This is a genomic window from Streptomyces sp. NPDC017936, from assembly GCF_044328485.1.
In the GTDB taxonomy this organism is placed as follows: Bacteria; Actinomycetota; Actinomycetes; order Streptomycetales; family Streptomycetaceae; genus Streptomyces.
Window position 1 is genome coordinate 613,133 of record NZ_JBIRHK010000001.1, and the last position, 26,312, is coordinate 639,444.

The 26,312-nt window shown below is 75.1% G+C and carries 20 protein-coding genes; 10 read left to right on the forward strand and 10 right to left on the reverse strand.

The window, feature by feature from the left end; all coding sequences use genetic code 11:
• Positions 1 to 28 precede the first annotated feature (28 nt).
• The gene (locus tag ACH4F6_RS02485; protein ID WP_397957977.1) at positions 29 to 691 is read right to left on the reverse strand and encodes a TetR/AcrR family transcriptional regulator; all 663 of its coding nucleotides are present in this window, start codon (positions 689 to 691) and stop codon (positions 29 to 31) included.
• A gap of 172 nt (positions 692 to 863) precedes the next feature.
• Here ACH4F6_RS02485 and ACH4F6_RS02490 point away from each other — a divergent pair, with 172 nt between their 5' ends.
• Positions 864 to 2,117 (forward strand): YncE family protein, encoded by a 1,254-nt coding sequence (locus ACH4F6_RS02490; RefSeq protein WP_397957978.1) that lies wholly within the window; start codon positions 864 to 866, stop codon positions 2,115 to 2,117.
• A gap of 1 nt (position 2,118) precedes the next feature.
• Here the strand turns inward: ACH4F6_RS02490 and ACH4F6_RS02495 are convergent, their stop codons facing one another.
• The 3 genes from ACH4F6_RS02495 to ACH4F6_RS02505 all read right to left on the reverse strand — a co-directional run bounded on the left by ACH4F6_RS02495 (position 2,119) and on the right by ACH4F6_RS02505 (position 6,053).
• Positions 2,119 to 3,324 (reverse strand): glycosyltransferase, encoded by a 1,206-nt coding sequence (locus ACH4F6_RS02495; RefSeq protein WP_397957979.1) that lies wholly within the window; start codon positions 3,322 to 3,324, stop codon positions 2,119 to 2,121.
• Positions 3,321 to 4,127 carry a MerR family transcriptional regulator gene (locus tag ACH4F6_RS02500; RefSeq protein WP_397957980.1) on the reverse strand — a complete coding sequence of 269 codons (807 nt, stop codon included), beginning with the start codon at positions 4,125 to 4,127 and terminating at the stop codon, positions 3,321 to 3,323. The genes ACH4F6_RS02495 and ACH4F6_RS02500 overlap by 4 nt, the downstream gene beginning before the upstream one ends.
• A 66-nt stretch (positions 4,128 to 4,193) precedes the next feature.
• Entirely contained in the window at positions 4,194 to 6,053 is a 1,860-nt protein-coding gene (locus ACH4F6_RS02505) for an endoglycosylceramidase (protein ID WP_397957981.1), read from the reverse strand.
• A 281-nt stretch (positions 6,054 to 6,334) separates the two neighbouring features.
• On the opposite strand from ACH4F6_RS02505, the gene ACH4F6_RS02510 reads away from it, so the two are divergent.
• The 4 genes from ACH4F6_RS02510 (at position 6,335) to ACH4F6_RS02525 (ending at position 11,792) form a co-directional block, all read left to right on the forward strand.
• The gene (locus ACH4F6_RS02510; RefSeq protein WP_397957982.1) at positions 6,335 to 9,010 is read left to right on the forward strand and encodes a LuxR C-terminal-related transcriptional regulator; all 2,676 of its coding nucleotides are present in this window, start codon (positions 6,335 to 6,337) and stop codon (positions 9,008 to 9,010) included.
• A 220-nt stretch (positions 9,011 to 9,230) separates the two neighbouring features.
• Complete coding sequence (locus ACH4F6_RS02515; RefSeq protein ID WP_397957983.1) at positions 9,231 to 10,865, forward strand: MFS transporter; 1,635 nt, start codon at positions 9,231 to 9,233, stop codon at positions 10,863 to 10,865.
• A complete protein-coding gene (locus tag ACH4F6_RS02520) occupies positions 10,865 to 11,374 on the forward strand; it encodes a hypothetical protein (RefSeq protein ID WP_397957984.1) in 510 nt (169 codons plus the stop codon). The genes ACH4F6_RS02515 and ACH4F6_RS02520 overlap by 1 nt, the downstream gene beginning before the upstream one ends.
• Before the next feature lie 220 nt (positions 11,375 to 11,594).
• Positions 11,595 to 11,792: a hypothetical protein gene (locus ACH4F6_RS02525; RefSeq protein WP_397957985.1), complete on the forward strand. Its 198-nt coding sequence runs from the start codon at positions 11,595 to 11,597 to the stop codon at positions 11,790 to 11,792.
• A 932-nt stretch (positions 11,793 to 12,724) separates the two neighbouring features.
• Here ACH4F6_RS02525 and ACH4F6_RS02530 read toward each other — a convergent pair.
• Both ACH4F6_RS02530 and ACH4F6_RS02535 read right to left on the reverse strand, forming a co-directional pair.
• Positions 12,725 to 14,128: a DUF2252 domain-containing protein gene (locus ACH4F6_RS02530; RefSeq protein ID WP_397957986.1), complete on the reverse strand. Its 1,404-nt coding sequence runs from the start codon at positions 14,126 to 14,128 to the stop codon at positions 12,725 to 12,727.
• The gene (locus ACH4F6_RS02535) at positions 14,125 to 14,775 is read right to left on the reverse strand and encodes a potassium channel family protein (RefSeq protein WP_397957987.1); all 651 of its coding nucleotides are present in this window, start codon (positions 14,773 to 14,775) and stop codon (positions 14,125 to 14,127) included. Before ACH4F6_RS02535 ends, ACH4F6_RS02530 begins: the two co-directional genes overlap by 4 nt.
• Positions 14,776 to 14,975: 200 nt before the next feature.
• Here ACH4F6_RS02535 and ACH4F6_RS02540 point away from each other — a divergent pair, with 200 nt between their 5' ends.
• From ACH4F6_RS02540 to ACH4F6_RS02555, 4 genes are all read left to right on the forward strand, one after another.
• On the forward strand, positions 14,976 to 15,638 hold the full coding sequence (locus ACH4F6_RS02540) for an HdeD family acid-resistance protein (RefSeq protein ID WP_397957988.1): 663 nt from the start codon (positions 14,976 to 14,978) through the stop codon (positions 15,636 to 15,638).
• Positions 15,639 to 15,736: 98 nt separating this feature from the next.
• Positions 15,737 to 17,083: a hypothetical protein gene (locus tag ACH4F6_RS02545; RefSeq protein ID WP_397957989.1), complete on the forward strand. Its 1,347-nt coding sequence runs from the start codon at positions 15,737 to 15,739 to the stop codon at positions 17,081 to 17,083.
• 142 nt (positions 17,084 to 17,225) lie between these two features.
• Positions 17,226 to 17,663, forward strand: a complete 438-nt coding sequence (locus ACH4F6_RS02550; protein WP_397957990.1) for an SHOCT domain-containing protein — start codon at positions 17,226 to 17,228, stop codon at positions 17,661 to 17,663.
• Positions 17,664 to 17,739: 76 nt separating this feature from the next.
• A complete protein-coding gene (locus ACH4F6_RS02555; RefSeq protein ID WP_397957991.1) occupies positions 17,740 to 18,150 on the forward strand; it encodes a hypothetical protein in 411 nt (136 codons plus the stop codon).
• Between the two features lie 301 nt (positions 18,151 to 18,451).
• On the opposite strand, the gene ACH4F6_RS02560 is transcribed toward ACH4F6_RS02555, so the two are convergent.
• The 3 genes from ACH4F6_RS02560 to ACH4F6_RS02570 form a co-directional block, all read right to left on the reverse strand.
• Positions 18,452 to 18,952, reverse strand: a complete 501-nt coding sequence (locus ACH4F6_RS02560; RefSeq protein WP_397957992.1) for a metallophosphoesterase family protein — start codon at positions 18,950 to 18,952, stop codon at positions 18,452 to 18,454.
• A gap of 389 nt (positions 18,953 to 19,341) precedes the next feature.
• A complete protein-coding gene (locus ACH4F6_RS02565; RefSeq protein ID WP_397957993.1) occupies positions 19,342 to 19,716 on the reverse strand; it encodes a DUF6479 family protein in 375 nt (124 codons plus the stop codon).
• A 46-nt stretch (positions 19,717 to 19,762) separates the two neighbouring features.
• Entirely contained in the window at positions 19,763 to 22,225 is a 2,463-nt protein-coding gene (locus ACH4F6_RS02570; protein WP_397957994.1) for a SpoIIE family protein phosphatase, read from the reverse strand.
• Between the two features lie 217 nt (positions 22,226 to 22,442).
• Between ACH4F6_RS02570 and ACH4F6_RS02575 the strand changes: the two genes are divergently transcribed.
• Complete coding sequence (locus tag ACH4F6_RS02575) at positions 22,443 to 24,596, forward strand: SpoIIE family protein phosphatase (RefSeq protein WP_397958209.1); 2,154 nt, start codon at positions 22,443 to 22,445, stop codon at positions 24,594 to 24,596.
• A gap of 244 nt (positions 24,597 to 24,840) precedes the next feature.
• On the opposite strand, the gene ACH4F6_RS02580 is transcribed toward ACH4F6_RS02575, so the two are convergent.
• A complete protein-coding gene (locus tag ACH4F6_RS02580) occupies positions 24,841 to 26,259 on the reverse strand; it encodes a S1 family peptidase (protein WP_397957995.1) in 1,419 nt (472 codons plus the stop codon).
• Positions 26,260 to 26,312: the final 53 nt, after the last annotated feature.

The following is a 26,312-nucleotide window of genomic DNA, read 5'->3' on the forward strand; positions in this document are numbered from 1 at the left end:
CGGCGGGGCCCGGAGGCCGGTGCGCCGGTCAGGGGCCGCCCGGCGTCCACTCCCGTGGCCGCAGGATGCCCAGCAGTTGCCGGACCAGTTCGTCCACGGCCTCGTCCAGGGTCGCGTCCACCCATCCGGCGCTCCAGTCGTGGAGGAGGCCGTTGACGCTGCCGATGAAGGCGGTCGCCGCGAGGCGGTAGTCACGGCGGGCCGCCTCGCCGCGGTCGGCGGCCGCGGTCGCCTCGGCGCAGATCAGCTCCACCCAGCGGGCCCGGCGGGCCAGGCGCTGCTCCTCCAGCCGCGGGCTGACGCCGACGATCTCGACGAAGGTGATGCGGATGCGGCGCGGGTCGGCGGTGACGCTGCCGGCGTAGGCGCGGAAGATCGCCGTGACACGGTCGGCCAGCGGGAGGTCGCGGGCGGCGGCGACGGCGTCCACCACCGCCTCCTCGGCCCAGTCGTTGACCTTCAGGTGCAGCGCCGCCAGGACGTCCTCCAGGGTGCGGAACTCCTCGTAGAACTGGCGCGTCGACAGGCCGGCCGCCTCGCTGAGCGCCGCGACCGTGGTGCCCCGGTACCCGGGGGTGTCACCGAACAACTGCAGTGCCGCGTCCAGGAATCTGCGGCGCCGCTCGGCCTGCCGCTCCTCGGCGGACTTGCCGGCGTACCGGCCGGTCGGCGCCCTGAGCCTGCCCGCCACTGGGCCTCCTTCGTCGCTCCTCCGGTCGATTTTGTCGTGCACGCGGTCTTGTGGTCACGGCCACCCCTTCCTTACTTTCCAGTAAGTCCACTCTGAACGCAGCCGTGTTCAGATTCCGACCTCGCTCGCCCCTGCCCGCGCACCCGCCCCCCACCCAGAGGAGAGAGCAGTCATGCCTGCCAGCAGAACCAGGCACCTTTGCTCCGTGGCCGCCGCCCTCGTCCTGACCGTCACCGCCCCCGCGGCCGTCGCCACGGCCGCCACCGGACCCGACGCCGCCGCGCTGCGCGAGGTGATGTTCGTCGGGAACAACTGGGACGGCACCGCCGACGTCATCAAGTCCGGCGGCGACTTCGCGAAGATCGGCCGGATCGACGTCGTCCCCGACAAGGACGAGCGGATGGCGGAGATCAACGCCGACCCGATCCGGTGGATCGCCTTCATGACCGTCCGCAACAGCGTCGGCGAGGGCCACGACCAGTTCGTCGACGACATGTACTCCACGCCGGACGGCACCTCGGTGGTCGTCTCCCGGCCCAGCTTCGCGGACGTCGTCTCGATCAACCTCACGACGGGCGCCGTCAACTGGCGCTTCCCGGTGTCGGGTTTCCGCTCGGACCACATGGCCGTCTCCCCCGACGGCACCCGTGTCGCGGTCTCCGCCTCGACGTCGAACACCGTGCACGTGCTGGACATCACCACGGGCAAGCAGCTCGGTTCGTACTCCACGGGCGACAAGCCGCACGAGAACATCTTCACCAAGGACGGCAAGTACATCTGGACCATGTCGATCGGCGACGTGAACACCGCGCTCGACGCGACGTGGCTGGACTGGACGAAGGGCGACCGGCGCATCACCGTCGTCGACGCGACCACCTTCCAGCAGGTCAAGGTGATCGACATGCGGCAGCGCCTGGACGCGATCGGCCTCACCGGCTACTCGGACGCCGTGCGCCCGGCCGTGTTCTCGCCCGACGAGTCCAAGCTGTACTTCCAGGTGTCCTTCTTCAACGGCTTCTTCGAGTACGACATCGCCACGGACAGGATCACCCGGACCAAGACGCTGCCGAAGAACCCGGCCACCAGTGACGACCGCACCACCTTCGTCAACGACTCGCGCCACCACGGTCTGTCGATGAGTCCCGACGGCGGCAAGCTGTGCGTCGCGGGCACGATGGACGACTACGCGACCGTCGTCGACCGCGCCACCCTCCAGGAGGGCCCGCTCGTCACCGCCTCCAAGCCCTACTGGGCCACGGTCAGCGGCGACGGCAAGAGCTGCGTCGTCTCCGAGAGCGGCACCGACCAGGTCACCGCGATCGACTTCGCCACCGGCAGGAAGGTCGTGTCGGTGCCGGTGGGCGACCACCCGCAGCGCGTCCGGCTCGGCCATGTCGCCGCCGACTGGACGAGCCCCGCGAGCTGACTCAGCCGAACCGCTCCGCCAGGTACGCGACGGTGCGTCCCGCCCCGTCCTCCGCGGCCAGGTGCCGCGCGGCGGCCTCGGCGGACCGGGCGTACCCGGGGTGCCGTACGGCGCGGTCGAGCGCGTCGGTCAGCGCCTCGGCCGTGAGCGACCCGAACGGCAGGGGCGCGGTGGCGGCGCCCAGCCGGGCCAGCCGTGCCGCCCAGAACGGCTGGTCCGCCGCCACCGGTACCGGTACCGCGGGCACCCCGGCGCGCAGACCGGCCGCCGTGGTGCCCGCTCCGGCGTGATGGACCACCGCGGCCACGCGGGGGAAGAGCAGGGCGTGGGGCACGTCCCCCACGGTGAGCACGTCGTCGCCGTCGGCCGCGAGGCCGGCGCTGCCGCTCTGCAGGATGCCGCGCAGCCCGGCGGCGCGCAGAGCCCGTACGGCGAGGGAGCTCAGCCGTTCGCCGTGGCCGGCCCCCATGCTGCCGAAGCCGACGAGAACGGGCGGCGGGCCGGCCGCGAGGAAGTCCTCGACCTCGGCGGGCAGACGCTCGGCCGGATCGAGGTACGGCCACCAGGTGCCCACGATCTCCAGGCCGGGGCGCCAGTCGGAGGGGCGGGGCACCAGAGCCGTGCTGAAGCCGTGCAGCACGGGACGGTGCGCCCGTTCCTGGCGGCGGCGCTCGGCGGCCGGCGTGCGCGCGGGCAGGTCCAGGCGACGGCGCAGCTCGGTGACGGCCTGGGTGTGGACGCGGTCGGCCATGCGCAGGGCGAGGCGGCCCGCGAGGCGGTTGCCGAGGCGGCCCAGGGAGCGCGCGCCGGTGACGGGGGGCGGGAAGTCGCCGGTGGGGGCGGTGGGCTGGAGGTGGACGTCGAGGTTCGGGATGCCGGTGGCCTCGGTGAGGTGCCGGCCGAGCGGGGCGGTGGTGGTGGACAGCAGGAGCAGGTCCGTGTCCGGGGTCACCACGTCGACGAAGCCCTGCCCGAGTTCGGTGACGAACGCGGTGGCGGTGCGCATCAGTTCCCGCCGGCCGGACACGTCGCCCTCCGCACGGCCGGGAAGGCCGCGGAACCCCAGCCCGGCCGCCCGCGCCGAGGACGCGAAGGTCTCGTGCGCCGCGAGGACCACGTCGTGCCCGACGCGCCGCAGTTCGGCCCCCAGGCCCGTGTACGGGGCGACGTCGCCCCGTGAACCGGCGGCGGCGATCAGGATCCTCACGGCTGCTCCTCCTCGGAAGGGGTGGGGGCCCCGGACGGCCGGCGGGCGGCGTTGGCGTGCACGGCCTCGCACAGGTAGGCGGCGAGTCCCGGGCGCTGCTGCGGCGCGGGCACGACGAGGGCGAAGGCGCGCGGGTCGGCGGCGAAGTCGTCGGCGATGCGCCGGTGCATCGCGGGCGGGCAGTCGGTGAACCAGCGGGTGACATGTGCCCGGTGCCGCTCGGCGAGGTCCATGGCCCGCTCGCCGTCGGCGGGCTCGCCGGCGTCGTGGGCGTCGAGCAGGTCGGCGCGCCAGTCGGCGGCCTCGGCCATCAGCCGCCGCCAGTCCTCCTTGGTGTGGGCGGCCGCGCGCGCCATCGCCTCGCGCCGTCCGGCCGAATCGGCCCACTTCAGCTGCGCCTCGGTGGCGTAGCTGAGGTCGAAGGCGATGTCGCCGAAGACCTCGAAGCGCTCCTCGGGGGTCATCGGCACACCGGTCTGCTGGACCTCGATGGCCCGCTCGGTGACCTCCGCCAGCCGTTGCAGCCGGGCGATCTCCTCGGCCAGCCGCCGTTGCCGCTCCCGCAGCCGGTCGAGGGCGCCTGCCTGCGGGTCCTCGAGGATGGCGGCGATCTCTTCGAGGGAGAAGCCGAGTTCGCGGTAGAAGAGGATCTGCTGGAGCCGGGCCAGATCGGCGTCGTCGTAGAGCCGGTATCCGGCCCGGCTGCGGCCGCCGGGGGCGAGCAGGCCCGTCCGGTCGTAGTGGTGCAGCGTGCGCACCGTCACGCCGGCGAAGTCCGCGACCTGCCGTACGGAGTACCTCATCCACCTGCCCTTTCGTCGGGGTACAGCGTCGGCCCTGACGCAAGGGGAGGGTCAAGCGGGGGTCGGTCAGCCCAGTTTCTGCGCCGCCCACGCCGACAGTTCCGCGCGGGCCGCGGCCAGCAGGGACGCGGACGGCGAGGTGGCCCCGTTGGTCACCAGCGCGTGGTGCACGGTGCCCGGGCCGGGCGCGGTGAGCAGCAGCCGGCGGCTGCCCGTGCCGCCCGGTTCCGCGGCCGCGGCGATCGCGGTGGTGGCGGTGTACGCGGGCGGTCCGTGCACCGTGCCGAGGTCGGAGACGACGGTGGTGGACGCGGTCGGGAAGGACGCGGGCAGGTGCAGCTCGGTGGGCGCCGCCGTGCCGCCCGAGCGCCACACCAGCACGCCGTACTGGCCGGAGCCGACCAGTTGCGCCACGTGCGGCAGGGTGCTCGGCACCGGGTTCCAGGTCAGGGTGGTGGAGCCGTCGCGGGAGCGGTCCTCGTAGGTGAAGGCGAGGGTGGTGCCGGCGGTGGCGCTCGGGTAGACGCGGTCGAGCAGCCGGGCGTCCTGGCGCAGCGTCACCGTGCCGCTGTCGTCGAGGCGTACGGCGGACAGGTCCTCGTCGTTCCAGGCGTCGCCGGCGGTGAGCACCTTGTCGGGGTTGCCGTTCATCGGCTCGTGGTGACGGCCGTGGTAGATGTCCCACTGCCACTGGTTGCCGGAGAGGACCGGGCCGGAGCCCGCCGGGGCGTTCCACCAGCCGGCGCCCTTCACCCGGGAGTCGAGGGCCTGGTACATCGCCTTGAGGACGGTGGGCGCCTTGTCGGAGACCGTGCCGGACAGCGGGTGGCCGAACTCGCTGACGACGGCCGCCGTGCCCGCCGCCGCGGCCCGGTCGCGGACCGCGCCGAAGTCGCCGGCGTACTGGCCGTCGGCCGCCTTGCCCCACATCAGGACGGCGGAGATCGCCTTCTGGTCGTAGAAGTGGGTGTTGAGGACGTAGCGGGAGCCGAGCGTGCCCGCGTCGAGCAGACCGCCCTCCTGCTTCTGGGAGCCGATGTTGGCGTTCCAGAAGAGGTTCGGCTCGACGAGGGCGGGCTTGTCCTGCCAGCCGGCCGCGTCCATCCGGGCCCGGAACCTCACGTAGAACGGCCACAGCAGGTCGCGCTCCCAGGTGCGGCTGGTCTGGCCGGAGTCGTAGGCGCCGGCGTAGGGCTCGTTGTAGGGGTCGAAGCCGAGGACGCCCGCGAACTGCTCGGCGGTCAGGTGCTGCCTGACGTAGGCCATGGTCTGCTGGGCCGTGGCGAGGAAGGAGTCCTGGAGGCCGTGCGCGTTGTGCCAGAAGTCGTGCTGGGCGGCCTTCACCGCGCCGTTCTGGGTGATGTTCTGGCCCCAGAAGAAGCAGATGCCGCAGGACTCGTCGGGGTAACCGCCCAGGTCCACCGCCCACCGGGGGGCGCCGTCGCCGGTGTACCAGCTGTCGGGGTCGAAGAGGTACCGGGAGTGGAGGTCCTGGTGGAAGTCGGGATGGACGCGGATGCCGGCGTCGAGGAAGACGCGCATCTGGTCGGTGGCGGCGGCCAGGTAGGCGGTGTCGACCTGGCCGCGCACCGGCTCGGCGTAGGCCCAGGAGAGCAGGAAGCGCACGGAGTTGCCGCCGCCGAGGGCCCGCAGGGCGGTCGCGGACTTCCTGGCGTCGGCGACCGAGGCGAAGGGCAGGCCCTTGTTCTCGGCGAGCTTGGTCTCGCCGGAGACGTTGTAGCCGCGCAGCACGACCTCGCGGCCGGCGGCGTCGACGAAGCGGCCGCCGGAGACGGTGAGGGGGGTGCCGTCGAAGGGGAGGGAGCCGGGAACGGTGGCGGCGGTGGCGGTCGGGGTACCCGTCACCGTCAGGAATCCGCAGAGGACGACCAGGACCGCGAGCAGACGTGCCCGAATAGTCGGCATGTCCACTACAGTCCGACCCTTTCCGGGCACCGTCAATACCTTCTGACCCATGAGTAAGTTGACTGCAGGTCAGCTCGGCGGGGTGCTCGGCCTGCCGTTTTCCCCGGGAACGCCTCCCGGCCCGGCGGACCGGCGAGGACCGGACGGCCCACCGGCAGGGCCCGCGCGCGCCGGTGGACAAGCGGTCGCGCCCGAAGGCTGGAATCATGAAGGCGGGACGACGCCGCCCCTGGCCACCCGGGCGCACGACGGTCACGACGGTGGTGAGCGATGTGACTGCGATGAACGAGTCTGATCCGGGGGCCGAGCAGGAGGGGGTGGACCCCGCGGGGGTCCCGTTCCTGCGCACCCGGTTCTCCCTGCCCACCAGACCCGCCACCTTCCTGCACCGGGAGCGGCTGGCCGAGCGCCTGGACCCCGTCCCGACGACCCCGCTGACCGTGGTCAGCGGGTCCGCCGGCGCGGGCAAGACCCTCCTGGTCGCCGACCGGGTCGCCACCCTCGACGCACCGGTCGCCTGGCTGACCTGCGACGCGACCGACCGGGCCCCCGGCATCTTCTGGGCGTACGTGCTGGAGGCACTGCGCGCGACCGGCGTGCCGGTGACGTCCGGGATCGGCTGCCCGGCGGAGGCGAGCCGGGTGGACCACAACCTGCTGGCCCGGCTCGCCGCGGGCCTCGCCGACCGGGACCGGCCCGTGGTCCTCGTGCTCGACGAGTACGACCAGGTCACCACCCCCGAGGTGGCGGAGCAGCTGCGCTTCGTACTGGACCACGCCGGCCCCGGACTGCGGCTGGTCCTCGTCACCCGCGTCGACCCGCTGCTGCCGCTGCACCGCTACCGGGCGGCCGGCGAGATGACGGAGGTCCGCGACGCGGACCTCGCCTTCACCCCCGAGGAGGCCTCGGACCTCCTGACGCTGCACGGCCTGTCCCTGCCCGCCGACTCGGTACGGGCGCTGGTGCGGCGCACCCAGGGCTGGGCCGCGGGGCTGCGGCTGTGCGCCCTGGCCGCCCAGCAGAGCGACGATCCCGAGACCTATCTGAAGGAGTTCGAGGCGGGGCACAGCACGGTGGCCGACTTCCTGCTCGCCGAGGTGCTCGAACGGCAGCGGCCCGAGCGGCAGGACGTGCTGCTGCGCGTGAGCGTCCTGGACAGGTTCTCCCCCGGCCTGGTGAACGCCCTCACCCTGCGGTCCGACGCGGAGGCGACGCTGGCCGGACTGCACCGGGAGAACGCCTTCCTCCAGGACCTGGGCCACTCCTGGTACCGCCTGCACCCCCTGTTCGCGGAGATCCTCCAGGTCCACCTCCGGGAACGCTCACCCGGGCTGGAGCCGCAGCTCCGCCGCCGGGCCGCGCACTGGCTGCGGCGGTCCGGAACCCTGGCCGAGGCGCTCGCCCAGGGCGCCGCGGCCGACGACTGGGAGTTCGCCGCCCACGCCCTCGTCGACGACCTGGCGATCGGGCAGATCTTCACCGGCCTGCACTCCCAGGACCTGTCCGACGTCTTCGGGCGGATGAGCCCCGAGACGACGGGCCCGGCCGCGAACCTGGTCCGCGCGGCCCGGGAACTCGCCCACCACGACCTGGAACACGGCCTGGCCCACCTGCGCGGCGCCGAGGAGGCGCTGCGGACCACGGACGGGACCGGCACGGCCCCGGCCCGGCTCAGCTGCGCCCTGCTCCAGGCCCTGGCCGCGCGCCTGACCGGTTCGCCCGACCTGGCCGAGGAGGCGGCCCGGGCGGCGCAGGCGCTCAGACGGGAGGTCCCCGCGCACCTGCTGGACGCGCACCCCGAGGTCACCGCCCTGCTGCTGACGCACCTGGGCGCCGCCCGGCTGTGGGCCGGACGGTTCGAGGCGGCGAGCGCGGCGCTGTCCGCCGTCGCCGACTGCCCGGGCGGGGCGTCGACGGCCCTCCCCCGGCTGGAGGCCCTGGGGCAGCTCGCCCTGATCGACCACCTCTCCGGCCGGCCCGGCCGGGCGGAGCGCAGGGCCCTGGCCGCGGCGGCCGAGGCGGAACGCCACGGGCTGCCCCCGCACTCCGGGTCGGGCATCGGACGGCTGGTCCTGGCCGCCGTCGCCGTCGACCGCGACGAACTCGACCGGGCGCAGCTCCTCCTCGACGAGGTGAACGACTGCCGGGACGCGCCCTGGGACCCGGTCATGGAGACCGGGTGGGCCGTCGTCCGCGGGCGGCTGTTCCTGGCCAGGGGCGACGCGCGGGCCGCGCTGGAGACGACGGCCCCCAGGATCCCGGCCGCCGTCCCCTCCCCCTGGGCCGAGGAGCACACCGCGCTCGTCGCCTCCGCCGCCCACCTGGCGCAGGGCCGGCCGGAGGCGGCCCGGAAGGTCCTCGAGCCCGTCATGGACCACCGCGCCCCGTGCACGATCGAGGCCGCACGGGCCCGGCTCGCCGAGGGGCGGCCCGCCGAGGCCCTGGACCTGATCGACCACCTGCCGGACACGGACCGGCCGGGACCGGCGGTGACCGTGCGGGCCTGTCTGGTCCGGGCCCAGGCCGCCCACCAGGCGGGCGACCCGGGCACCGCCCGCCGCCTCGTCGCCCGGGCGCTCCTCGAGGCCCGGCACGACCGGCTGCGCCGGCCGTTCCGGGAGGCCGGATCCTGGATCCGCCCGCTGCTGGACTCGGAACCGCTGCGGGGATCCGCCCAGGGCTGGCTGGTGTCCGGACCGGCGCCGCACGGCCGGGCTCCCCGGGGCCCGGCGGCCCCGGCGGCCCCCTCCGCGCCGCTCGTCGTCGAGGAACTGAGCGCACGCGAACTCGACGTGCTGCGACGGCTGGCGCAGATGATGTCGACCGAGGAGATCGCCGCGGACCTGTACCTGTCGGTGAACACGGTGAAGACCCACCTCAAGAGCGTCTACCGCAAGCTCGCGGTGAACCGGCGCAACGACGCGGTGCGCCGGGCCCGCGACCTGCGGCTGCTGTGAGCGCCGGGGCGTGCGACCGGCGACCGCCGCGGTCCCCCGGGCCCACGGCCCGCGGCCGCCGTGACGCCCGGTCGCGCCGGCGGCTCCGCCCCGCGCCGGACTCGCCCGCGGCGGGTGAGGCGGTGCCCCGTCGTGCCTGCTGTTCTGGACCCGGCGGCGCGTCCGCTCCGGCCCGCCCGCGCCCCACTCCCTGCCGGGCCGACCCAGTGAGGTGAACCCCATGGCCCACTGGCGCGCCCTCATCGTCCTGGGGACGGCCCAGTTCCTGATGGTGCTGGACACCTCGGTGATGAACGTCTCGATCAGCCGGCTGGTCGACGACTTCGACACCGACGTCACGGCCATCCAGGCCGTCATCACGCTGTACGCCCTCGTCATGGCCGCCTTCATGCTCATCGGCGGCCGCGTCGGCGACGTCCTGGGCCGCCGGCGCGTCTTCCTCCTGGGGATGGCCGTCTACGGCGCGGGGTCGGCGCTCACCGCCGTGTCCCCCACCCTCGCGGTGCTGACCCTCGGCTGGTCGGTCGTGGAAGGGATCGGCGCGGCCCTGGTGCTGCCCTCCATGGCCGCGCTCGTCGCCGAGTCCTACCGGGGGAAGGACCGTTCCGTCGCCTACGGCGTCATCGGCGGCCTGGCCGGCGCGGGCATCGCGGTGGGCCCGCTGCTCGGCGGCTGGGTGACGACGTACCTCACCTGGCGCCTGGTGTTCGCCGGCGAGGTCGTGGTCGTCCTGGCCGTGCTGTTGTTCCGGCGGGCGATCCCGCCGACGGCGCCGGGCGGGCGACGGCCCCGGATGGACGTCGTCGGCGCGCTGCTGTCGGCCGCCGGGCTCGGGCTCGGCGTCCTCGGCGTGCTGCAGAGCGGCACCTGGGGGTGGGTGGAGCCGAGGAATCCCCCGTTCACCGTGCTGGGCTTCGCCCCCACGCTCTTCGTCATCGCGGCCGGGGCGACGGTCCTGGCCCTGTTCAGGAGCTGGGAACGGCGCCGGGACACGTGGGGCGAGGACCCCCTGGTCCATACGGCCCTGCTCGGCAGGCCGCCCCTGCGTTCGGGGCTGATGGCGCTGCTGAGCCAGAACCTCATCCTGCTCGGCCTGTTCTTCGCCATCCCGCTCTACCTCCAGGTCGTGCAGGGCTTCGACGCCTTCGAGACGGGACTGCGGCTGCTGCCGGTCTCCGTCACGATGCTCGTGACGTCCCTGGGGGCCGTCCGGCTGGGACGCCGGGCGGGGCCCCGGCTCGTCGTCCGGCTGGCCCTCGGGACCCTGCTGGTGGCGATCGTGTGGCTGCTGGCCGGCATCGACCCGGTCATCGACGACGCCCAGTTCTTCGGCGCCATGGCCGTCCTGGGCATCGGCATGGGCCTGCTCGCCTCGCAGCTCGGCAACGTCGTGCAGTCCAGCGCCGGCGAGGAGGAGCGCAGTGAGGTCGGGGGCCTGCAGTTCACCGCGCAGAACCTGGGATCGGCCCTCGGCACGGCGCTCATCGGCTCCCTCCTCATCGGGGCCCTGGCCCACGCCTTCATCACCCGGGTCGAGGACGACCCGCGGCTGTCGGACGAGGCGCGGCAGGAGACGAGCGTCGCCCTGGAGGCGGGCGTCGGCTTCGTCCCCACCGAGCAGGTGCGCTCCGCGGCCGAGCGGGCCGGTCTGCCCCCGGCGGAGGTCGACGCCCTCACCGACTCGTACGCGTCGGCGCAGCTGACCGGCCTCAAGGCCGGCATCCTCACGGCCGGGGGCGTCACCCTGGCGAGTTTCCTGTTCACGGGGGCCCTGCCGGGGAGGCCGGGGCGGGGCGGGCCGGTGCCGCCGCGCGGCGACGTCCGCGGCCGGGCGCCGGGGGAAGGGAGCCTCTGATGCCCCGACCGGATCACGCCGCGCGCGTCGCCGAGCGCCGGGCGCACACCGACTACACCGGCGGTGTGTACGGATCGATGCTCGCCGCCTCCGTGGTGGTCGGCGCGGGCACGCTGGGCGCGTTCCCCCGGGTGGAGCTGGTGGTGCTCCTGCTGCTGACGGGAGTGGTGTTCTGGCTGGCGCACGTGCACGCCCAGTTGTTCGGGGCGCGGCTCGCACAGCGGCCCCTGGACCGCGGGGCCGTCCGGCACGCGTGCCGCGACGAGTGGCCGATCGTCAAGGCGGCCTTCCCGCCCGCCGCCGCGGTGGCGGTCAGCCCTCTGCTGGGGCTGGACACCCAGGGGTCCGTGTGGCTGGCGCTCGCGGTCGCCGTGGCCGGGCAGGTGGGCTGGTCGGTGGCGGCGGCCCGCCGGGCGGGGGCGTCGGCGCGGCTGGCGGTCGGCGCGGGCTGCGTCAATCTGGCGATCGGCCTGCTGATCGTCGTGTTCAAGCTCGTGCTGAAGCACTGACGCGTTGACTTATTCGCCTATCGGCCCATGGGCGCACTGACGCATCGGCGCACTGGCGCACCGCGGCGGCGTCGGCACAGGCGTCGCACGGGCGCCGCGGCCGGACCGCGCGGCGCCGGGTCACCTGTACGGGGTGAGGCCGCCGGGGGCGGACGGGTGGACGCTCGGAGGGTGGGCGCAGCACGCCCGGTCGGAAGTCGCCCGCGGAAGAGAGCAGCTCATGCGCTACGAGTTCCGCGTCGACGGGCAGATGTCGGAGACGCTGGTCAAGGCCTTCCCTGAGCTGGAGCACGTCGTGTTGTCCGGCCAGACGGTCCTGTACGGCCCGATCCTGGACGAGGCGCACCTGTACGGACTGCTGGCCCGCTTCCAGGCCATCGGGGTGCACGTGGTGGAGATGCGCGAGCTGCCGGAGTGACCCGGAGGGCCGCGGGCCCCGCGACGCCCGTGGCGACCCCGGAAACGACGGCAGCCCGCCTCGGGGAACGGCGGTGGGGCCCCCGGACACGAGCGCGGCGCACCCGGAAGCGGACCGGTCCCCCAGGGAAACGGCCCTGACGGTCCCCCGGAAAACGGTCCGGCCCGGGCCCCGGAAACGACCGTGGCCGTCCCCGGGAACGCCTTGGACGCCCCGAAACGACCCCGTGCCCTCCCTCCCCGGACGAACGCCCCGGGCCTACCCGGGAACCGCACCCGGCCGCCCCCAGGAACACCCAGACCGCCCCCGGGAACCACACCCGGCTCACTCCCGGAACCGTCCCCGACCGCCCCCGCCCGGCCCCGGGCCCCCCGACTCACTCCGGGGAACAGACCCGGCCGGCCCTCAGGCAAACGCCCCGGACCCCCAGGACACCAGCCCGGCTCTTCCCCGGAACCGCCCCAGGCCGACCCAGGACACGAGCCCGCCTCACCCCAGGCAAACGCCCCGAACCGGCCCTGGGAACCACCCCCGCCTCACCCCCGGAAACGTCCCCGACCGGCCCCGGGAACCGCCCCCGCCTCACTCCGGGGAACGGCCCCGGCCGGCCCTCAGGCAAACGCCCCGGCCCTCCCAGGACACCAGCCCGACCCTCCCCCAGGGAAACGCCCCCGCCCCACCCCCGACCGACCCTGGGAAACGCCCCCGGCTCACTCCGGGGAACAGACCCGGCCGGCCCTCAGGCAAACGCCCCGGACCCCCAGGACACCAGCCCGGCTCTTCCCCGGAACCGCCCCAGGCCGACCCAGGACACGAGCCCGCCTCACCCCCGGAACCACCCCCGACCGGCCCCGGGAACGGTCCCGGTTCTCCCCGGGACGGTGCGCGGCGGCCGTCGAGGGCGGCGTGTGGCTCTCGGTGGTCCTGTGCGGTCAGAGGCCCTCCGCGGTGACGCGGCCGGATCGGACGGCGGTCCGCAGCGCCGTGAAGTCCCGTTCGTTGCGGTCGGCGTAGGACTGGGCGAAGTCGGCGAGGGCGCGGTCGAAGCGGTCGCCGCCACCCAGGTAGGCGGCGATGGCGACGGGGTCACCGGAGCGGGCGTGCGCGCGGGCCAGGGACGCCCCGCACAGCCGGCCGAAGAGGGCGAGCAGCCCGGGGTCCATGGTCTCGGGGCGCGCGATGCCCTTCCAGTCGCGCAGCTGGCGGACGTAGAAGTCCCGCAGGTGCCCGTCGAGCCCCACCCCGTGCGTCCAGCCCAGGAAGATGTCGCTGGACGTCTGGATGAGGCGTTGCCCGGAGACGACCCGGCGGCCCTGGTTGTCGTACGCGTCGCCGTCCGTGTACGGGGCGAGCACCGACTTCTGGGCCTCCTTGGCCTGGAGCAGCAGGGGGTCGTCGTCGTCGCGGCCGAGCATGAGCAGGATCCAGCAGCGGGTGCCGACGCTGCCCACCCCCACCACCTTGCGGGCCACGTCCACCGCCCGGTACCGCCGCAGCAGGTGCCGGCGCTCGGAGGAGAGGCTGTCGGCGTAGACCTCCAGCAGCGGGCCGAGCCGCTCGGCCAGGGGCTCGCCGCCGGGCTCCAGATCGCTCAGCGGGGTGATGAGCGGCGGGTCGGGCGCGATCCGCCGGCCCTCAGCCGTGGCCCGGGTGAGCTGCGCGAAGGCCTGGAGGTGCGTGCGGGTGCGGGCCTTCGCGGCGGCGCGGTCGGTGCGGCGCCGGGCCGCCGCGTCCATCGACGCGGCCAGCAGCTCGCGCAGGTGGTCGACGTCGTCCTGGGCGTACCAGACGTCGAGCGTGCGCAGGCCGGCGAACTCCCGCATCCGCTCGCGGTAGGACCGCACGCAGGCGCGCACCGCCCGGTTCTGTTCCTTGGCGGAGAACCCGTTCGCCCGGCCGGCGATCACGAAGCTGGAGGCCAGCCGTTTGACGTCCCACTCGAAGGGGCCCGGGTGGGTCTCGTCGAAGTCGTTGATGTCGAAGACCAGGTGCCGTTCGGGAGAGGCCAGCAGCCGGAAGTTCAGCAGGTGGGCGTCGCCGCAGAGCTGCACGGTGAGGCCGGTGTCGGGCTGCGCCCCGAGGTCCATGGCCATGATCGCGGCGGCTCCGCGGTAGAAGCGGAACGGCGATTCGAGCATCCGGCCGTACCGCACGGGCACCAGTTCCCGCACCCGGGTGGCGGACTGGCGCTCCAGCACGTCGACGGGATCGGGGCGGCGCGGCCCCGTCTCGAGGGCCGCGTGGCCGGACCGCGGGACACGGGTGCGCGCCCGCCTCCCGTCGGCGGCCCGCTCGGCCAGGGTCGGAGGGGCGGAGAACGCGATGGGTACGGTCATGGCCGGCCTTCTCTTCCGTCGTCCGTCGGGCGTGGCCCGTCCCCGGCGTCCTCCGGCCGTGGCCCGGGCCGCCGCTCCCGCTGTCGCAGCCCCGCCTCCACCGCGCCCGCCAGCACCCGGGCGGCGACGCCCACCACCAGCAGACCGCCGGCCATCTGCAGCATCGTCACCACACGGCCCGCCTGGGAGTGGGCGGTGATGTCGCCGTAGCCGACGGTGGTGAAGGTGGCGAGGGTGAAGTACAGGGCGTCCGTCCTGGTCAGCAGCTCGTCGAAGGTCTCCGGAGCGGAGCGGTCCAGCAGGTAGTAGACGCTGGCGAAGAGCACGAGGAACAGCGGCAGGGTGGCGGCCAGCGCCTCCGCGGCCTTCAGCCGGGGATAGGCCGAGCGCGTGATCGTGCGCACCTCCCAGGCGAAGACCAGCGCGATCGCGAGGAAGCCGCCCACCAGCAGCAGCGTGGTGCCGACCGTGGCGGGGCGGTCCAGCGGGAGCAGGTAGTAGGCGGTGACGCACCCCACCGCGACCACGGCCGCGCGCAGGAAGCACAGGGCCGCCGCCCGCCGGCGGGCGGCCGGCGGCGGGTACGGGCCCGGGGCCGTCCGGGCGGACCTCGCCCCCTTCGCCGGGGCAACGTCCGGATCGCTCATGGTGTGTCTCTTCGCTCCACTGCGCCGGGAACCGGTGAACCCGGTCGAGGACCACCTCACCGCCGGGACGCCGCGCGGGGATCACCCGCCGTGGGTGATCCCCGGCCGGGCCGGGCGCGGAACGCTGGCTGACGTGGTCACCGCACCCGTCCCACCGGCGGTCCGGCGGCGATCGGCAGGGCATCGCGCGAGGAGGAGCCATGACCGTGCCGCGTGACCCGGCGCCGTACGCCGCGCCGGATCCTTCCACCGGCGGGACGGATCCCGCCGGCCCGGGGAGCGACCCCGAGGAACTGCTGTCCCGGCTCGGCGGCTCGTGGACCTGGCTGCTGGGGTCCGCGGTGGCCACGCTGGTGCCGGGGATCGTGCTCCTGGCCTGGCCGGAGGCGACCCTGCACGTCCTGGCGGTCCTCATCGGGCTGTACTTCCTCGTGACCGGCGCGTTCCGGTTCGTCGCCGTCTTCTCCCGGGAGCACGGCGAGCGGATGTCGGGGCTGCTGCTGGCGGTGCTGTACGTCCTGGCCGGGGTGCTCTGCCTGCGGCACCCGCTGCAGACGATCACCGCGCTCTCGCTGATCGTCGGGATCGTCTGGCTCGTCACCGGCCTGCTGACCGCGTTCACGGCCGTCGTCGCCAAGGGCCTGCCGCACCGCGGCTTCCTGTTCGGCGCCGCGGCGCTGGGCGTCGTCGGCGGCGTCGTGGTCCTGGTCCTGCCGGCCGAGTCGGCCCTCGCGCTGACCCGGCTGCTCGGGCTGTGGCTGCTGGTGCTCGGGCTGGCCGAGACCGGGATCGCCCTCGCCTGGCGGGCCGCTCTGCGCAGGACCCGCGGGCGGGGTGCGCCCGCCGTGCCGACGGCCGGGTGAGCCCGGCCCCGGACGCGCACGAGACACGGCGGCCGGCCTCCCCGAGCGCGGAGCGCCCCACCGGTTCCCGGTGGCCGTCGACGACCGAGGAGGCCCCGATGCAGACCCCCGCATCATCGGACACGGGCGGCGGCGCCGCCCGGCACGTGCTGACCGCGCAGGAACACGCCGAGTACGACCGGCTCCGCCGGGCCGCCGCCGTGCGTCACCGCAGGGCGCGCTACGTGGGCGCGTCGCTCCTGCTCCTGCTCACCCTGCTGCTGGCCCCCCTGGCCGTGGTCGCGGCGTGGGTGGACTCGGAGGTGTCGGACACCGACCGGTACGTGCAGACCGTCGCGCCGCTGGCGTCGGAACCGGCCGTGCAGGACGCCGTGACCGACCGGCTGACCACCCGCGTCGTGGCCAATGTGGACGTCGAGTCGGTGACGACGGCCCTCGGCAAGGCGCTCGCGGACGCCGGGGCGCCCCCGGCGGTGGTGGACCGCACCGGCGCCCTCGCCGGGCCGCTGCGGTCCGCCGTCACCGACGTCGTGCACCGCGTGGTCGACCGCGTGGTCACCAGCGACGTCTTCGACGAGGCGTGGGTGGCCGCCAACCGGCGTGCCCACACGGCGGTGGTGAACGTGCTCACCGGCAGCGACTCCGGAGCGGTGCGCGCCGAGGGGGACACCGTGGAACTGGACCTCGGCACCGTGGTGGACGAGGTCAAGAAGCGCCTCGTCGACGCCGGTTTCGAGAAGGCCTCCGCCATCCCCGCCGTGGACCGGCAGATCACCCTGTTCCAGGCCGACGAGCTGTCCAGGGCGCAGAACGCCATGCGGCTGCTGGACGTCCTGGGCACCTGGCTGCCGGTGGTGACCGTCGTGCTCGCCGCGCTCACCGTGTGGACCGCGCCCCGGCACCGCCTGATGCTGCTGATCACGGCGGTCGGGGTCGGCGTGATGATGGTGGTGCTGCTGGTCGCGCTGGCCGTGGCACGCCGGGTGTACCTGGACGCCGTGCCCCCCTCCACGCTGCCCGCCGACGCCGCCGCGGCGATCTACGACACCTTCGTCCGCTTCCTGCGCGACAGCACCCGCACCCTGCTGGTGGTGGCCGTGATCACGGCGCTGGCCGCCTACCTGTACGGGCCGGGGCGCGGGGCCCGCGGTGTGCGCCGCCTGTCGGAGCGCGGCACCACGGCGGCCGGCCGCTCGCTGGAGCACGCCGGGCTGCGCACCGGCCTGACCGGCCGCTGGCTGGACGCCCACCGGCCGTGGACCACCGGCATCGTGATCGCGGCCGGCGCCCTGACCCTGCTGCTGTGGAACTACCCCACGGTCGGGGTCGTGGCCCTGGTGCTCGGCCTGGTGCTGCTGGTGCTGGTCGTCCTGGCGGTGCTGGCGGCCGCGCGGGGCCCGGCCCCCGCCCCCGCCGACGGCGCTCACCTGCGGGCGGGGCCGTGAGCGCCGCCCGGGACGTCCGGCGCGCGGCCGCGGCGCCCCCGTGCTTCTCACCCCTGCCGGGTGAGGCCGTCCGGCGCCGGGGCGCACACGCTGAGGACAGCACGGAACGGCAGGCGCTCCGGGCCAGGTTCGGAGGAGAGAGATGAGCGCATCGACACAGCTCGCCTACGACTATCCGCTGCTGAGCATGTTCTGGACCATGATGTGGTTCTTCCTGTGGATCATGTGGTTCATCCTGCTCTTCCGGATCATCGGCGACATCTTCCGCGACGACACGCTCAGCGGCTGGGGCAAGACCGGATGGCTGATCTTCGTCATCGTGCTGCCCTTCCTCGGCGTCTTCGTCTACCTGATCGCCCGCGGCAAGGACATGGGCCGCCGCGAGGTCGCTCACGCCCAGGCCCAGCAGAAGGCGTTCGACAGCTACATCCGTGAGACCGCGGGCAGCGGTCGCGGTTCCGGCAGCGTCGACGAACTCGCCAGGCTGTCCGAGATCCGTGCCCGTGGCGACATCACGGACGAGGAGTTCCGCCGGGCCAAGGAGCTCGTGCTGAGCGGCCACGGCACGTCCGCCCGGTGAGGGCGGGACACCGCGTCCGACCGGACGTCGGTGAGCACAGGACAGGAACAGCAAAGCCAGGAAAGCGAGGCACATCATGGCCGCCACACCCTCACGCACGCGCACCGCGAAGTACGAGTGGGCCGCGGGCCTGACGGTCTTCGGCGCCGTCATGCTCATGCTCGCGGGCGTGCTCGACATCTTCCGCGGCATCATGGCGATCGCCGAGGACGACGTCTTCGTCACCACCCGCAACTACGTCTTCCGGTTCGACCTCACCGGCTGGGGCTGGATCCACCTCTTCCTGGGGCTGGCCGCCGTCGTGGTGAGCCTGGGGCTGTTCCGGGCGGCGACGTGGGCACGGGTCGCGGGCGTGGCCATCGCCGGGCTCCTCATCATCGCCAACTTCCTCTCGCTGCCGTACTACCCGGTGTGGTCCGTCATCATGATCGCGCTCTCCGGATTCATCATCTGGGCCCTGTGCGTGGTCCGGCGCGAGGACTTCTAGGTCCGCTGCGCGCCCCGAGCGGCGTGCGAGCCCTCGTCCGGCCCGCCCGCCCGCTCGCGCGTTCCGCGTCCTCGCGCGGGCTCCTCCCGGAAGACCCCTCGCCGCCCTCCCCCGCGGCACCGGTGCCGGCCACCGGTCCGCGGCGGGGGGCGACGGCGTGCCCGGGCGACGGCACGGGGTGTCCGGCGTGCGGGCCGGTCCGCCTCCCGGCGCCCCGGGTGCCGTGTCGGTCGGCACGCCGTCCGTGCCGGCGGGCGCGGGGCCCGCGCGTCCACCGGATCGCCGTGCGCGGGGCCGGGGCTCAGCGGGGCGGGAGCCGGTGCAGGACGACGTCCGTGAGGCTCCCGCCGGCCACCGTGGCCGTCAGGTAGGTGCAGTGCGGCTGGCGGCGGCGGTCCGTCGGGGAGCCGGGGTTGAGCAGGCGCAGGCCGCCGGGGGCGGTGGTGTCCCAGGGGATGTGGCTGTGGCCGAAGACGAGGACGTCCAGGTCGGGGAAGCGGGCGGCGCAGCGGGCCTCGCGGCCCTGGGCGGGCCCGGTCTCGTGGACGACGCCGAAGCGCACTCCGCCGAGGTCGGCGTACGCGACTTCGGGGAGCCGGGCGCGCAGCTCGGGGCCGTCGTTGTTGCCGTACACGGCGAGCAGCCGGCGGCTGCGGTCCTCCAGCAGGTCGAGGGTGGCCGTGTCGACCCAGTCGCCGGCGTGGAGGACGACGTCGGCGCGCGGGAGCTCGTCGAGCAGCGGCGCGGGGAGTTCCCTGGCGCGCCGGGGGAGGTGGGTGTCGGACGTGATCAGCAGACGCACGCCCTCAGCCTACGGCGGCGGGCGCGCCCTCCCCGGGCGCCCCGGCCCGGCCGGGTGCGGCGCGGGTGCCGGGACGAGCCGGTGGGCGCCGGTCCCGCGGCGCGCCGGAGCGTCCCGGCGCACACCGCCGGGACGCTCCGTCTTCGGATCCGCGCCCCCGTCCCCCACGATCGGTACCGGGTCCTCGGGTGCTCAGTCCTCACCCCTGACGATGTTCCCTTCCGGGCCGGACCGCGTGCCGGGGGCCTCCACCGCCGGTACGCACGTGCGCGGCGCGGGGCCGTCCGGGCGCAGGCGGCGGGCCCTGGCCCAGCCCGTCTCGGGCCTGCGGGCGGCGGATCTCTCGTCGAGGGGCGAGGTCACGGCGGTCCATCACCTTTCTGCGCCGGTCATCGGGCGCCGGGGCCGCCGCTGCCGAAGGAGCCGCTGGAGCCGGAGTCCCAGCGCGGGCGGTCCGGTTCGTCGCCGGCGGCGCGCCCGCCCGTGGGCCGCAGCTCGTGCGGGGTGAGGCGGGTTCCGTCCGTCGATCGCGGCATCTCGTTCGGTTCGCGCGTCTCGTGGCTCTCGCGGACCGGGCCCGCGGCGGGCATCCGCGGCTGTTCGTCCGGCCGCGGCGGCGCGGGTTCGCGCCCGCGCACCCGGATGCCGAGCCGTACGGCCCAGATCAGGGCGCCGACCAGGACGACGCCGACGACGACGAACGCGGCGGAGGCCACCGCGGACCTTCCGGAGGCCGCCAGGTAGGCGGCGGCAATGCTGTCCATGGCCGTCGGGTACCCCGCGTGCCCGGGGACACGCCGCGCGGGCGGATCAGCCGGCCGACGGCAGTTCGCTCCACACCTGTTTGCCGCCGCTGACCGGCAGTGTTCCCCACGCGTCGGACACGGCCTCCACGAGGAGGATGCCGCGGCCGCCGGTGGCCTCCCAGCCGAGGTCGGTCGGTTTGACGGGGGTGCGCGGCGAGGCGTCGGTGACGGCGACGCGCAGCCGGTGGTTGATCAGGGCGAGGTCGAGGCGGACCCGGCCGTCGGTGTGCACGAGGGCGTTGGTGACGAGTTCGGAGACGACGAGCAGGGCGGCGTCCATGACGTCGTCGGAGATGCCCCAGGAGCGCAGGGTGCGCCGGGAGAAGCGCCGGGCGTGCCGGGCCGCCTCGGGCACCCGCCACACCGTCCAGCCCTCCCGCAGGGGGCGTACCGCCATGCCGTCGTAGCGCAGCAGGAGCAGGGCGACGTCGTCGCCGCGGTGGGCGTCGCCGAGGAGGGCGTCGGCGACCAGGTCCAGGTGGGCGGGGTCGGAGACGGACAGCCCGTGGGCGAGGCGGTCCAGGCCCTCGTCGAGGGCGGACTCGGCGGACTCCAGCAGGCCGTCGGTGGTCAGGGCGAGGACGGTGCCGGGCAGCAGCCGCAGCGGCGTCATCGGGTAGTCGGCCTGGGTGACCACGCCGAGCGGGGGTCCGCCGTCCGACTCGGCGGTGCCGGTGGAGCCGTCCGGGTGGCGCAGGACGGGCGGCGGGTGGCCGGCCCGGACGCACCAGGCGGTGCCGGCCTCCATGTCGAGGTCGACGTAGCAGCAGGTGGCGAAGAGGTCGGTCTCCATGTCCATCAGCAGCCGGTTGGCGTGGGCGACCACCACGTCCGGCGGATGCCCCTCGGCGGCGTAGGCGCGCAGCGCGGTGCGCATCTGGCCCATGAGGGTGGCGGCGGCGGTGCTGTGGCCCTGGACGTCGCCGATGACGAGGGCGACGTGGTGGTCGGGCAGCGGGATGACGTCGTACCAGTCGCCGCCCACCTCGAGGCCGGCGGTGGCGGGCAGGTAGCGGGCGACGGCGACGGCGCCGGGGAGCTTCGGCAGGCGGCGCGGCAGGAGCTGGCGCTGGAGCATGCCGACGAGTTCGTGTTCGGCGTCGAAGGCGCGGGCGCGCATCAGGGCCTGCCCAGCGAGGCCGGCGGTGGCGGTGAACAGGGCGCGTTCGTCGGGTCCGAAGTCGTGCGGGGTGTCCCAGCCGATGAGGCAGGCGCCGGCCATGCGGCCGTCGGCGGGCAGCGGCAGCACGGCGAGGCCGCCGGGGCCGACGTCGGCGAGGGCGGGTTCCAGGGGGGTGCCCGCGGGCCAGATCTGGGCGCGGCCCTCACGCAGGGCGGCGGCGAGGGTGGGCATGGCGCGCACGGGCGCGTCGGGCCATTCGGTGCGCCACTCCGTCCGCCACAGTTCGGGCCAGGCCTCGGGTTCGGGCGGGTCGAGGACGGTGACGACGAGGCGTTCGTTCTCGAGCTCGGCGAGGGCGATCCGGTCGGCCCGCAGGGGGACGCGCAGGGAGGAGACGACGGCCTGGCTGACGTCGCGGACGGTGCCGGCGGTGGCGAGCGCGGCGGCCAGGCGCTGGACGCGGGCCACGTCGGTGACGTCGGAGCGCAGGGTGGAGGCGTCGGCGACGGTGCCGACGAGGCGCGCGGGCCGGCCCTCGCCGCCGGGCCGGAAGCGGCCGCGCAGCCGCAGCCAGCGGGGCGGGCCGTCGGGCCGCAGCACCCGGAACTCCAGCTCGCGTTCGCCGAGGGACAGGTGGTCGGCCTCGACCACGGACATCAGCGAGGGCAGGTCCTCCGGGACGGTGCGGCCGAGGAAGGTCTCCACCCGGCCGTCGAACTCCTCCCGCGCGAGGCCGAACAGCTCCAGGATGTCGTCGCCGACGTCGACGCGGCCGGTGTCCACGGCGAGGCTGAAGGCGTCGGCGGACAGTGCCTCGCCCTCGGCCGGCGCCGCGGGGGCGGGCGGGACGACGGCGGCGGCGACGAGGTGCAGGCACGCGCGGTCGTCGGCGCCGAAGCCGCCGGGGCTCTCGCTCACCGCGAGCAGGCAGCCGCCGGCGCCGTCGCGCAGCGGCAGGGCCGCGAGGTGGACGTCCGGGACGGGGTGCGCGTCCAGGGCGGGTGCGCGCCACGCGTCGGCGCGGTCGGCGAGTTCCCGCGGGCCCAGCCAGACGGGCCGCCCGCCGCGGTGGACGTCGGCGGCCGGGGAGTGCCCGTCGGCGGGGTAGCTCTCGCGCAGCCCGTAGAACGTGCGCGGGAGGCCGGCCGAGTCGGCCAGGCAGAGCAGGTCGCCGTCGTCGGCGGACACGTACACGGCGGCGAGGGTCGCGCCCGCGAGGACGAGCGCCTGTTCGAGGACGCGTCGCACCCGTTCGGGTGAGGCGGGATCGGCTGTGATCGTCTCGAGAGCGAGTTCGGCGCGCAGCGTCCGCTGTCCGCGCTGCGCAGCACCCTGACTGACCACGTCCGTATTACAGCGCTTATGGGACGTTCGCGCAGCCCCTGTGACGGTGCGGTGGAGCCCGGGCCGGGGCGCACGGGTGGCGCCCGGACGCCGCCGCGCGCATCGGCCGAGGGGCACGGGTGCGGACCGGCGGGGTGCGGGGCGGCGCCGCTCGCCGTGCGGGGCGGGCCGTCAGGGGGCAGATTTGGTTCCTGGGACCGAGCGGCCGGGCGAGGAGGTGGTCGCCGTGTCCGACGGGCAGCGGCCGGGCCGGCCCTCGACGGCCGTCGGGGCCCCGGTCGGCCATCCCCTGCTCTCGGTGTCGCTGACGGCGATGATGGACGCCGTCGGGGCGCACTCGGGCGCGGTCTACCTGCGCGTGGCCGGCGAGCCGGTGCTGGAGATGGCGGTGGTGGCGGGGCTGCCCCGGTCGTTCGCGGCGCCCTGGGAGCGGGTGGGGCTGAGCGCGCCGATCCCGGTCGCCGAGGCGGTGCGCGAGCGGCGGCTGGTGTGGGTGGGCGGCGAGGAGGACATGGCCCGCCGCTATCCGCGGGTGGCCGTCGTCCTGCCCTACCCCTTCGCGCTGGCCGCGCTGCCGCTGGCGACCGGGACGGGGGTGTACGGCGCGGTCTACGTGACCTGGCCGGGCTCGCACCCGCGGGAGCTGCCGGACGAGGAGCGGCACGCCCTGGAGTCGGCCTGCGCGCGGCTGGCGCGGCGCCTGGAGCGGGCCGCCGAGCGGAACCGCCGGCTGCCGCCCGAGAACGATCCGCTGGACACGGGGGCGCTCGGCGGCGCCGCCGACGCCCTCGGCCCCGTGGAGGCGGTGCGGATGGTGGCCCGGCTGCCGTACGGACTGTGCTCGCTGGACCTGAGCGGCCGGGTGGGGTTCGTCAACGCCGCCGGGGCCGAGATGCTGGGCCTCCCGGCGGACGACCTGCTGGGCACGCAGTTGCGGGCGTCGGTGCCCTGGCTCGACGACCCCGTGTACGAGGAGCGGTACCGGGCGGCGCTCCTCAGCCAGGTCGCCACGTCGTTCGTGGCGCTGCGTCCGCCGTCGGACTGGCTGTCCTTCCGGCTGTATCCGTCGACGAACGGGCTCAGTCTGCGGATCAGCCGGGCGCGCGGGGTGTCGCAGCCCCGTCCGGCCGGGCGCGGGCAGGAGGACGCGCCCGGCCGGCTGGTGTCGATGTCGCAGGCGCTGAGCCTGGCCGGGGCGCTCACCGAGACGGTGAGCGTGCAGGACGTGGTGCGGCTGGTGGCGGACGAGATCGCCCCGGCCGTGGGCAGCAGGGCGCTGGCACTGCTCGGCGCGCGGGCCGGCCGGCTGCGGGTGCTGGGGCACCACGGCTATCCCGATCCGCGGGTGGTGGAGCGGTTCGACGGGATGCCGCTGACGGCCCCGACCCCCGGCGCGCACGCCGTCCGGAACGGGGTGCCGGGGTTCTTCGACTCGCGCCGGCAGCTCGAACACCTCTATCCGGCGCGGCACGCCACCCCGGACGGCTTCGCGGCCTGGGCCTTCCTGCCGCTGATCGCCTCCGGCCGCCCGGTCGGCGCCTGCGTCCTGGCCTACGCCGAACCCCGCGCGTTCTCCACGCACGAGCGCGCGGTGCTGACCAGCATGGCCGGGCTGATCGCGCAGGCCCTGGACCGGGCGCTGCTCTACGACGTCAAGCACCAGCTGGCCCACGGGCTGCAGGCGGCGCTGCTGCCGCCCTCGCTGCCGCCGCTGCCCGGCATCGAGGCGACCGCCCGCTATCTGCCCGCCACCCGGGGCATGGAGATCGGCGGGGACTTCTACGACCTGGTGCCGTCACGGCCCCTGCCGGCGGCGGTGATCGGGGACGTGCAGGGCCACAACGTGACGGCTGCGGGGCTGATGGGGCAGATCCGGACCGCCGTGCGCGCGTACACGACGGTGGGTCAGGAGCCGGCGGAGGTCATGCGCAGCACCAACCGGCTGCTGATCGACCTGGGGGCGGAGCTGTTCGCCAGCTGTCTGTACCTGCGGCTGGACCGGGAACGCGGGCGCGCGGTCATGGCGCGGGCCGGGCATCCGCCGCCGCTGCTGCGGCGCCGGGACGGGCGGGTGCGCGTCCTCGACCTGGCGGGGGGACCGCTGCTGGGCATCGACGCCGAGGCGACGTACGCGACCACGGAGGTCGACCTGTCGCCCGGCTGTGTCCTCGCCCTCTACACGGACGGGCTGATCGAGTCGCCGGGGGTGGACATCGAGGACGCGGTCGCCGAGCTGGGCCGGCGGCTCGGGGAGGCCGGCGACCGGTCCCTGGGGGAGCTGGCCGACCGGCTCGTGGGGCACTTCGCGACCGCGGAGGAGCGGATCGACGACGTGGCGCTGCTGTTGCTGCGGTCGCGGCCGCGGGACTGACGGGGCGTCACCCGGGCGGACGCCGGGGAGGGCGGCCCGGGCGGTCCGGCCGCGGTCCCCGACCGTCCGGCGCCGTGAGGCGGTCCGGCCCCTCGGGCCGGGACCGTCCGTGACCGGGCGGCCGGAGACCGTCCCGCGGCGGGGAACGAGTCGGCCCGGCCCTCCCGCCGGAGGGCCGGACCTGCCGCCGACCGGCCGGAACCACTGGTGGGGCCGATCGGCGGGTCCGCGTCGGCAGCCGGGATCAGTGCGTCTCGGTCAGCCCGGACTCGTCCTGGGCGCCCGCGCCGTCGTGCTTCCCGGCACCGGCGTCCTCGCCGCCGACGTCCTGACCGGCGTCCTCGCCGCCGACGTCCTGACCGGCGTCCTCGCCGCCGACGTCCTGGCCGCCGGCCTCCTGGCCGGTCTCCTCGCCGCCCGCCTCCTGGCCGCCGGCCTCGTCACCGGCTCCGGCGCCCGCGTCCTCGCCGCCGGCTCCGGCCTCCTGGCCCGCACCGGCGTCCCCGTCACCGGCGCCGGCCTCGCCGCCCGCACCGGCGCCGCCGTCGCCGAGGGTCGCGCCGACCGCCGCCAGGGCGGTGGTCACCGGCTGGAAGAAGGTCTCGCCGCCGACCGTGCAGTCGCCGCTGCCGCCCGAGGTCAGGCCTATCGCGAGGCCGTCCTGGGTGAAGAGGGAGCCGCCGCTGTCGCCGGGTTCGGCGCAGACGTTCGTCTGGATGAGACCGGTGACGGTGCCCTCGGGGTAGTTGACGGTGGCGTCGAGCCCGAGGACCTGGCCGTCGGCGAGCCCGGTGGTGCTGCCCATCCGGAAGACCTGGGCGCCGACCGTCGCCTCGGCGGCCTCGGTGATCCGGACGGTCTGCCGGCCGACGTTGACCTCGCTGGGGGCGACCGTGGCGGGGTCGTCGTACTTCACGAGCGCGAAGTCGCCCTCGCCGGGGAAGACCGCCTGGTCGACGGTGGCGATCGGCTCGCCGTCCTGGGCGTCGGACCACTGCTCGGCCGCGACCCCGCAGTGACCCGCCGTCAGGAACGCCGGGGAGCCGTCGCCCGCCGTGACGTTGAAGCCGAGGGAGCAGCGCGCTCCGCCGCCGAAGATGGCGTCGCCGCCGGAGGCGAAGGTCTTGAAGGTTCCGGCCGACTTCTTGATGGTCGCCGTGTCCGCGCCGAGGCCTTCGACGGTGGACTCCAGCTTGTCCCACTTGCCGCCGGTGACGGTGGAGTCGGCGGTGACGAGGATCTTGTTCGTGCGCGGGTCGACCGCCCACGCGGTGCCCGGGATGGTCGCCTCGGTCTTCAGGGTCCGCGCGGCCGCGTCGAGTTCGGCGGTGCTGTTCTGCACCTCGCGGACCTCGGCGCCGGCCTTCTTCGCCTGGACGATCACCTTGTTGTCGTCGCCGGAGACGTCGACGACGTTGACGACCAGCTGCTGCCGGCCGGAGTCGTAGTAGGAACCGGCGAAGGAGTCACCGAGCAACTGCTGCAGCTGCGAGGCGAGATCCGAGGCGTCGCCCGCCTTGAGGGTCTTCACCGAGGCGGCGCCGTCGGAGCCGCCGTCCTGGGAGGCGTTGGCCTGGGGAAGCAGGACGGCCGCCGCTCCGAGCGCCGCCACGCCACCGACGGCGATGATGGCCTTGCGCTTCGTAACTCGCTTGTGACTCAAAAAACTCGACCTCCTGGGGGACGGGGTCTGGCTGCCGGCGGTCGGCAGCTCCG

Bases quoted from the DNA above. Each gene is read 5' to 3' on its own strand.
- ACH4F6_RS02490 (WP_397957978.1), top strand. From the start codon at position 864: ATGCCTGCCAGCAGAACCAGGCACCTTTGCTCCGTGGCCGCCGCCCTC.
- ACH4F6_RS02500 (WP_397957980.1), bottom strand. From the start codon at position 4,127: ATGAGGTACTCCGTACGGCAGGTCGCGGACTTCGCCGGCGTGACGGTG.
- ACH4F6_RS02505 (WP_397957981.1), bottom strand. From the start codon at position 6,053: ATGCCGACTATTCGGGCACGTCTGCTCGCGGTCCTGGTCGTCCTCTGC.
- ACH4F6_RS02510 (WP_397957982.1), top strand. From the start codon at position 6,335: ATGAACGAGTCTGATCCGGGGGCCGAGCAGGAGGGGGTGGACCCCGCG.
- ACH4F6_RS02515 (WP_397957983.1), top strand. From the start codon at position 9,231: ATGGCCCACTGGCGCGCCCTCATCGTCCTGGGGACGGCCCAGTTCCTG.
- ACH4F6_RS02520 (WP_397957984.1), top strand. From the start codon at position 10,865: ATGCCCCGACCGGATCACGCCGCGCGCGTCGCCGAGCGCCGGGCGCAC.
- ACH4F6_RS02525 (WP_397957985.1), top strand. From the start codon at position 11,595: ATGCGCTACGAGTTCCGCGTCGACGGGCAGATGTCGGAGACGCTGGTC.
- ACH4F6_RS02530 (WP_397957986.1), bottom strand. From the start codon at position 14,128: ATGACCGTACCCATCGCGTTCTCCGCCCCTCCGACCCTGGCCGAGCGG.
- ACH4F6_RS02535 (WP_397957987.1), bottom strand. From the start codon at position 14,775: ATGAGCGATCCGGACGTTGCCCCGGCGAAGGGGGCGAGGTCCGCCCGG.
- ACH4F6_RS02540 (WP_397957988.1), top strand. From the start codon at position 14,976: ATGACCGTGCCGCGTGACCCGGCGCCGTACGCCGCGCCGGATCCTTCC.
- ACH4F6_RS02545 (WP_397957989.1), top strand. From the start codon at position 15,737: ATGCAGACCCCCGCATCATCGGACACGGGCGGCGGCGCCGCCCGGCAC.
- ACH4F6_RS02550 (WP_397957990.1), top strand. From the start codon at position 17,226: ATGAGCGCATCGACACAGCTCGCCTACGACTATCCGCTGCTGAGCATG.
- ACH4F6_RS02555 (WP_397957991.1), top strand. From the start codon at position 17,740: ATGGCCGCCACACCCTCACGCACGCGCACCGCGAAGTACGAGTGGGCC.
- ACH4F6_RS02565 (WP_397957993.1), bottom strand. From the start codon at position 19,716: ATGGACAGCATTGCCGCCGCCTACCTGGCGGCCTCCGGAAGGTCCGCG.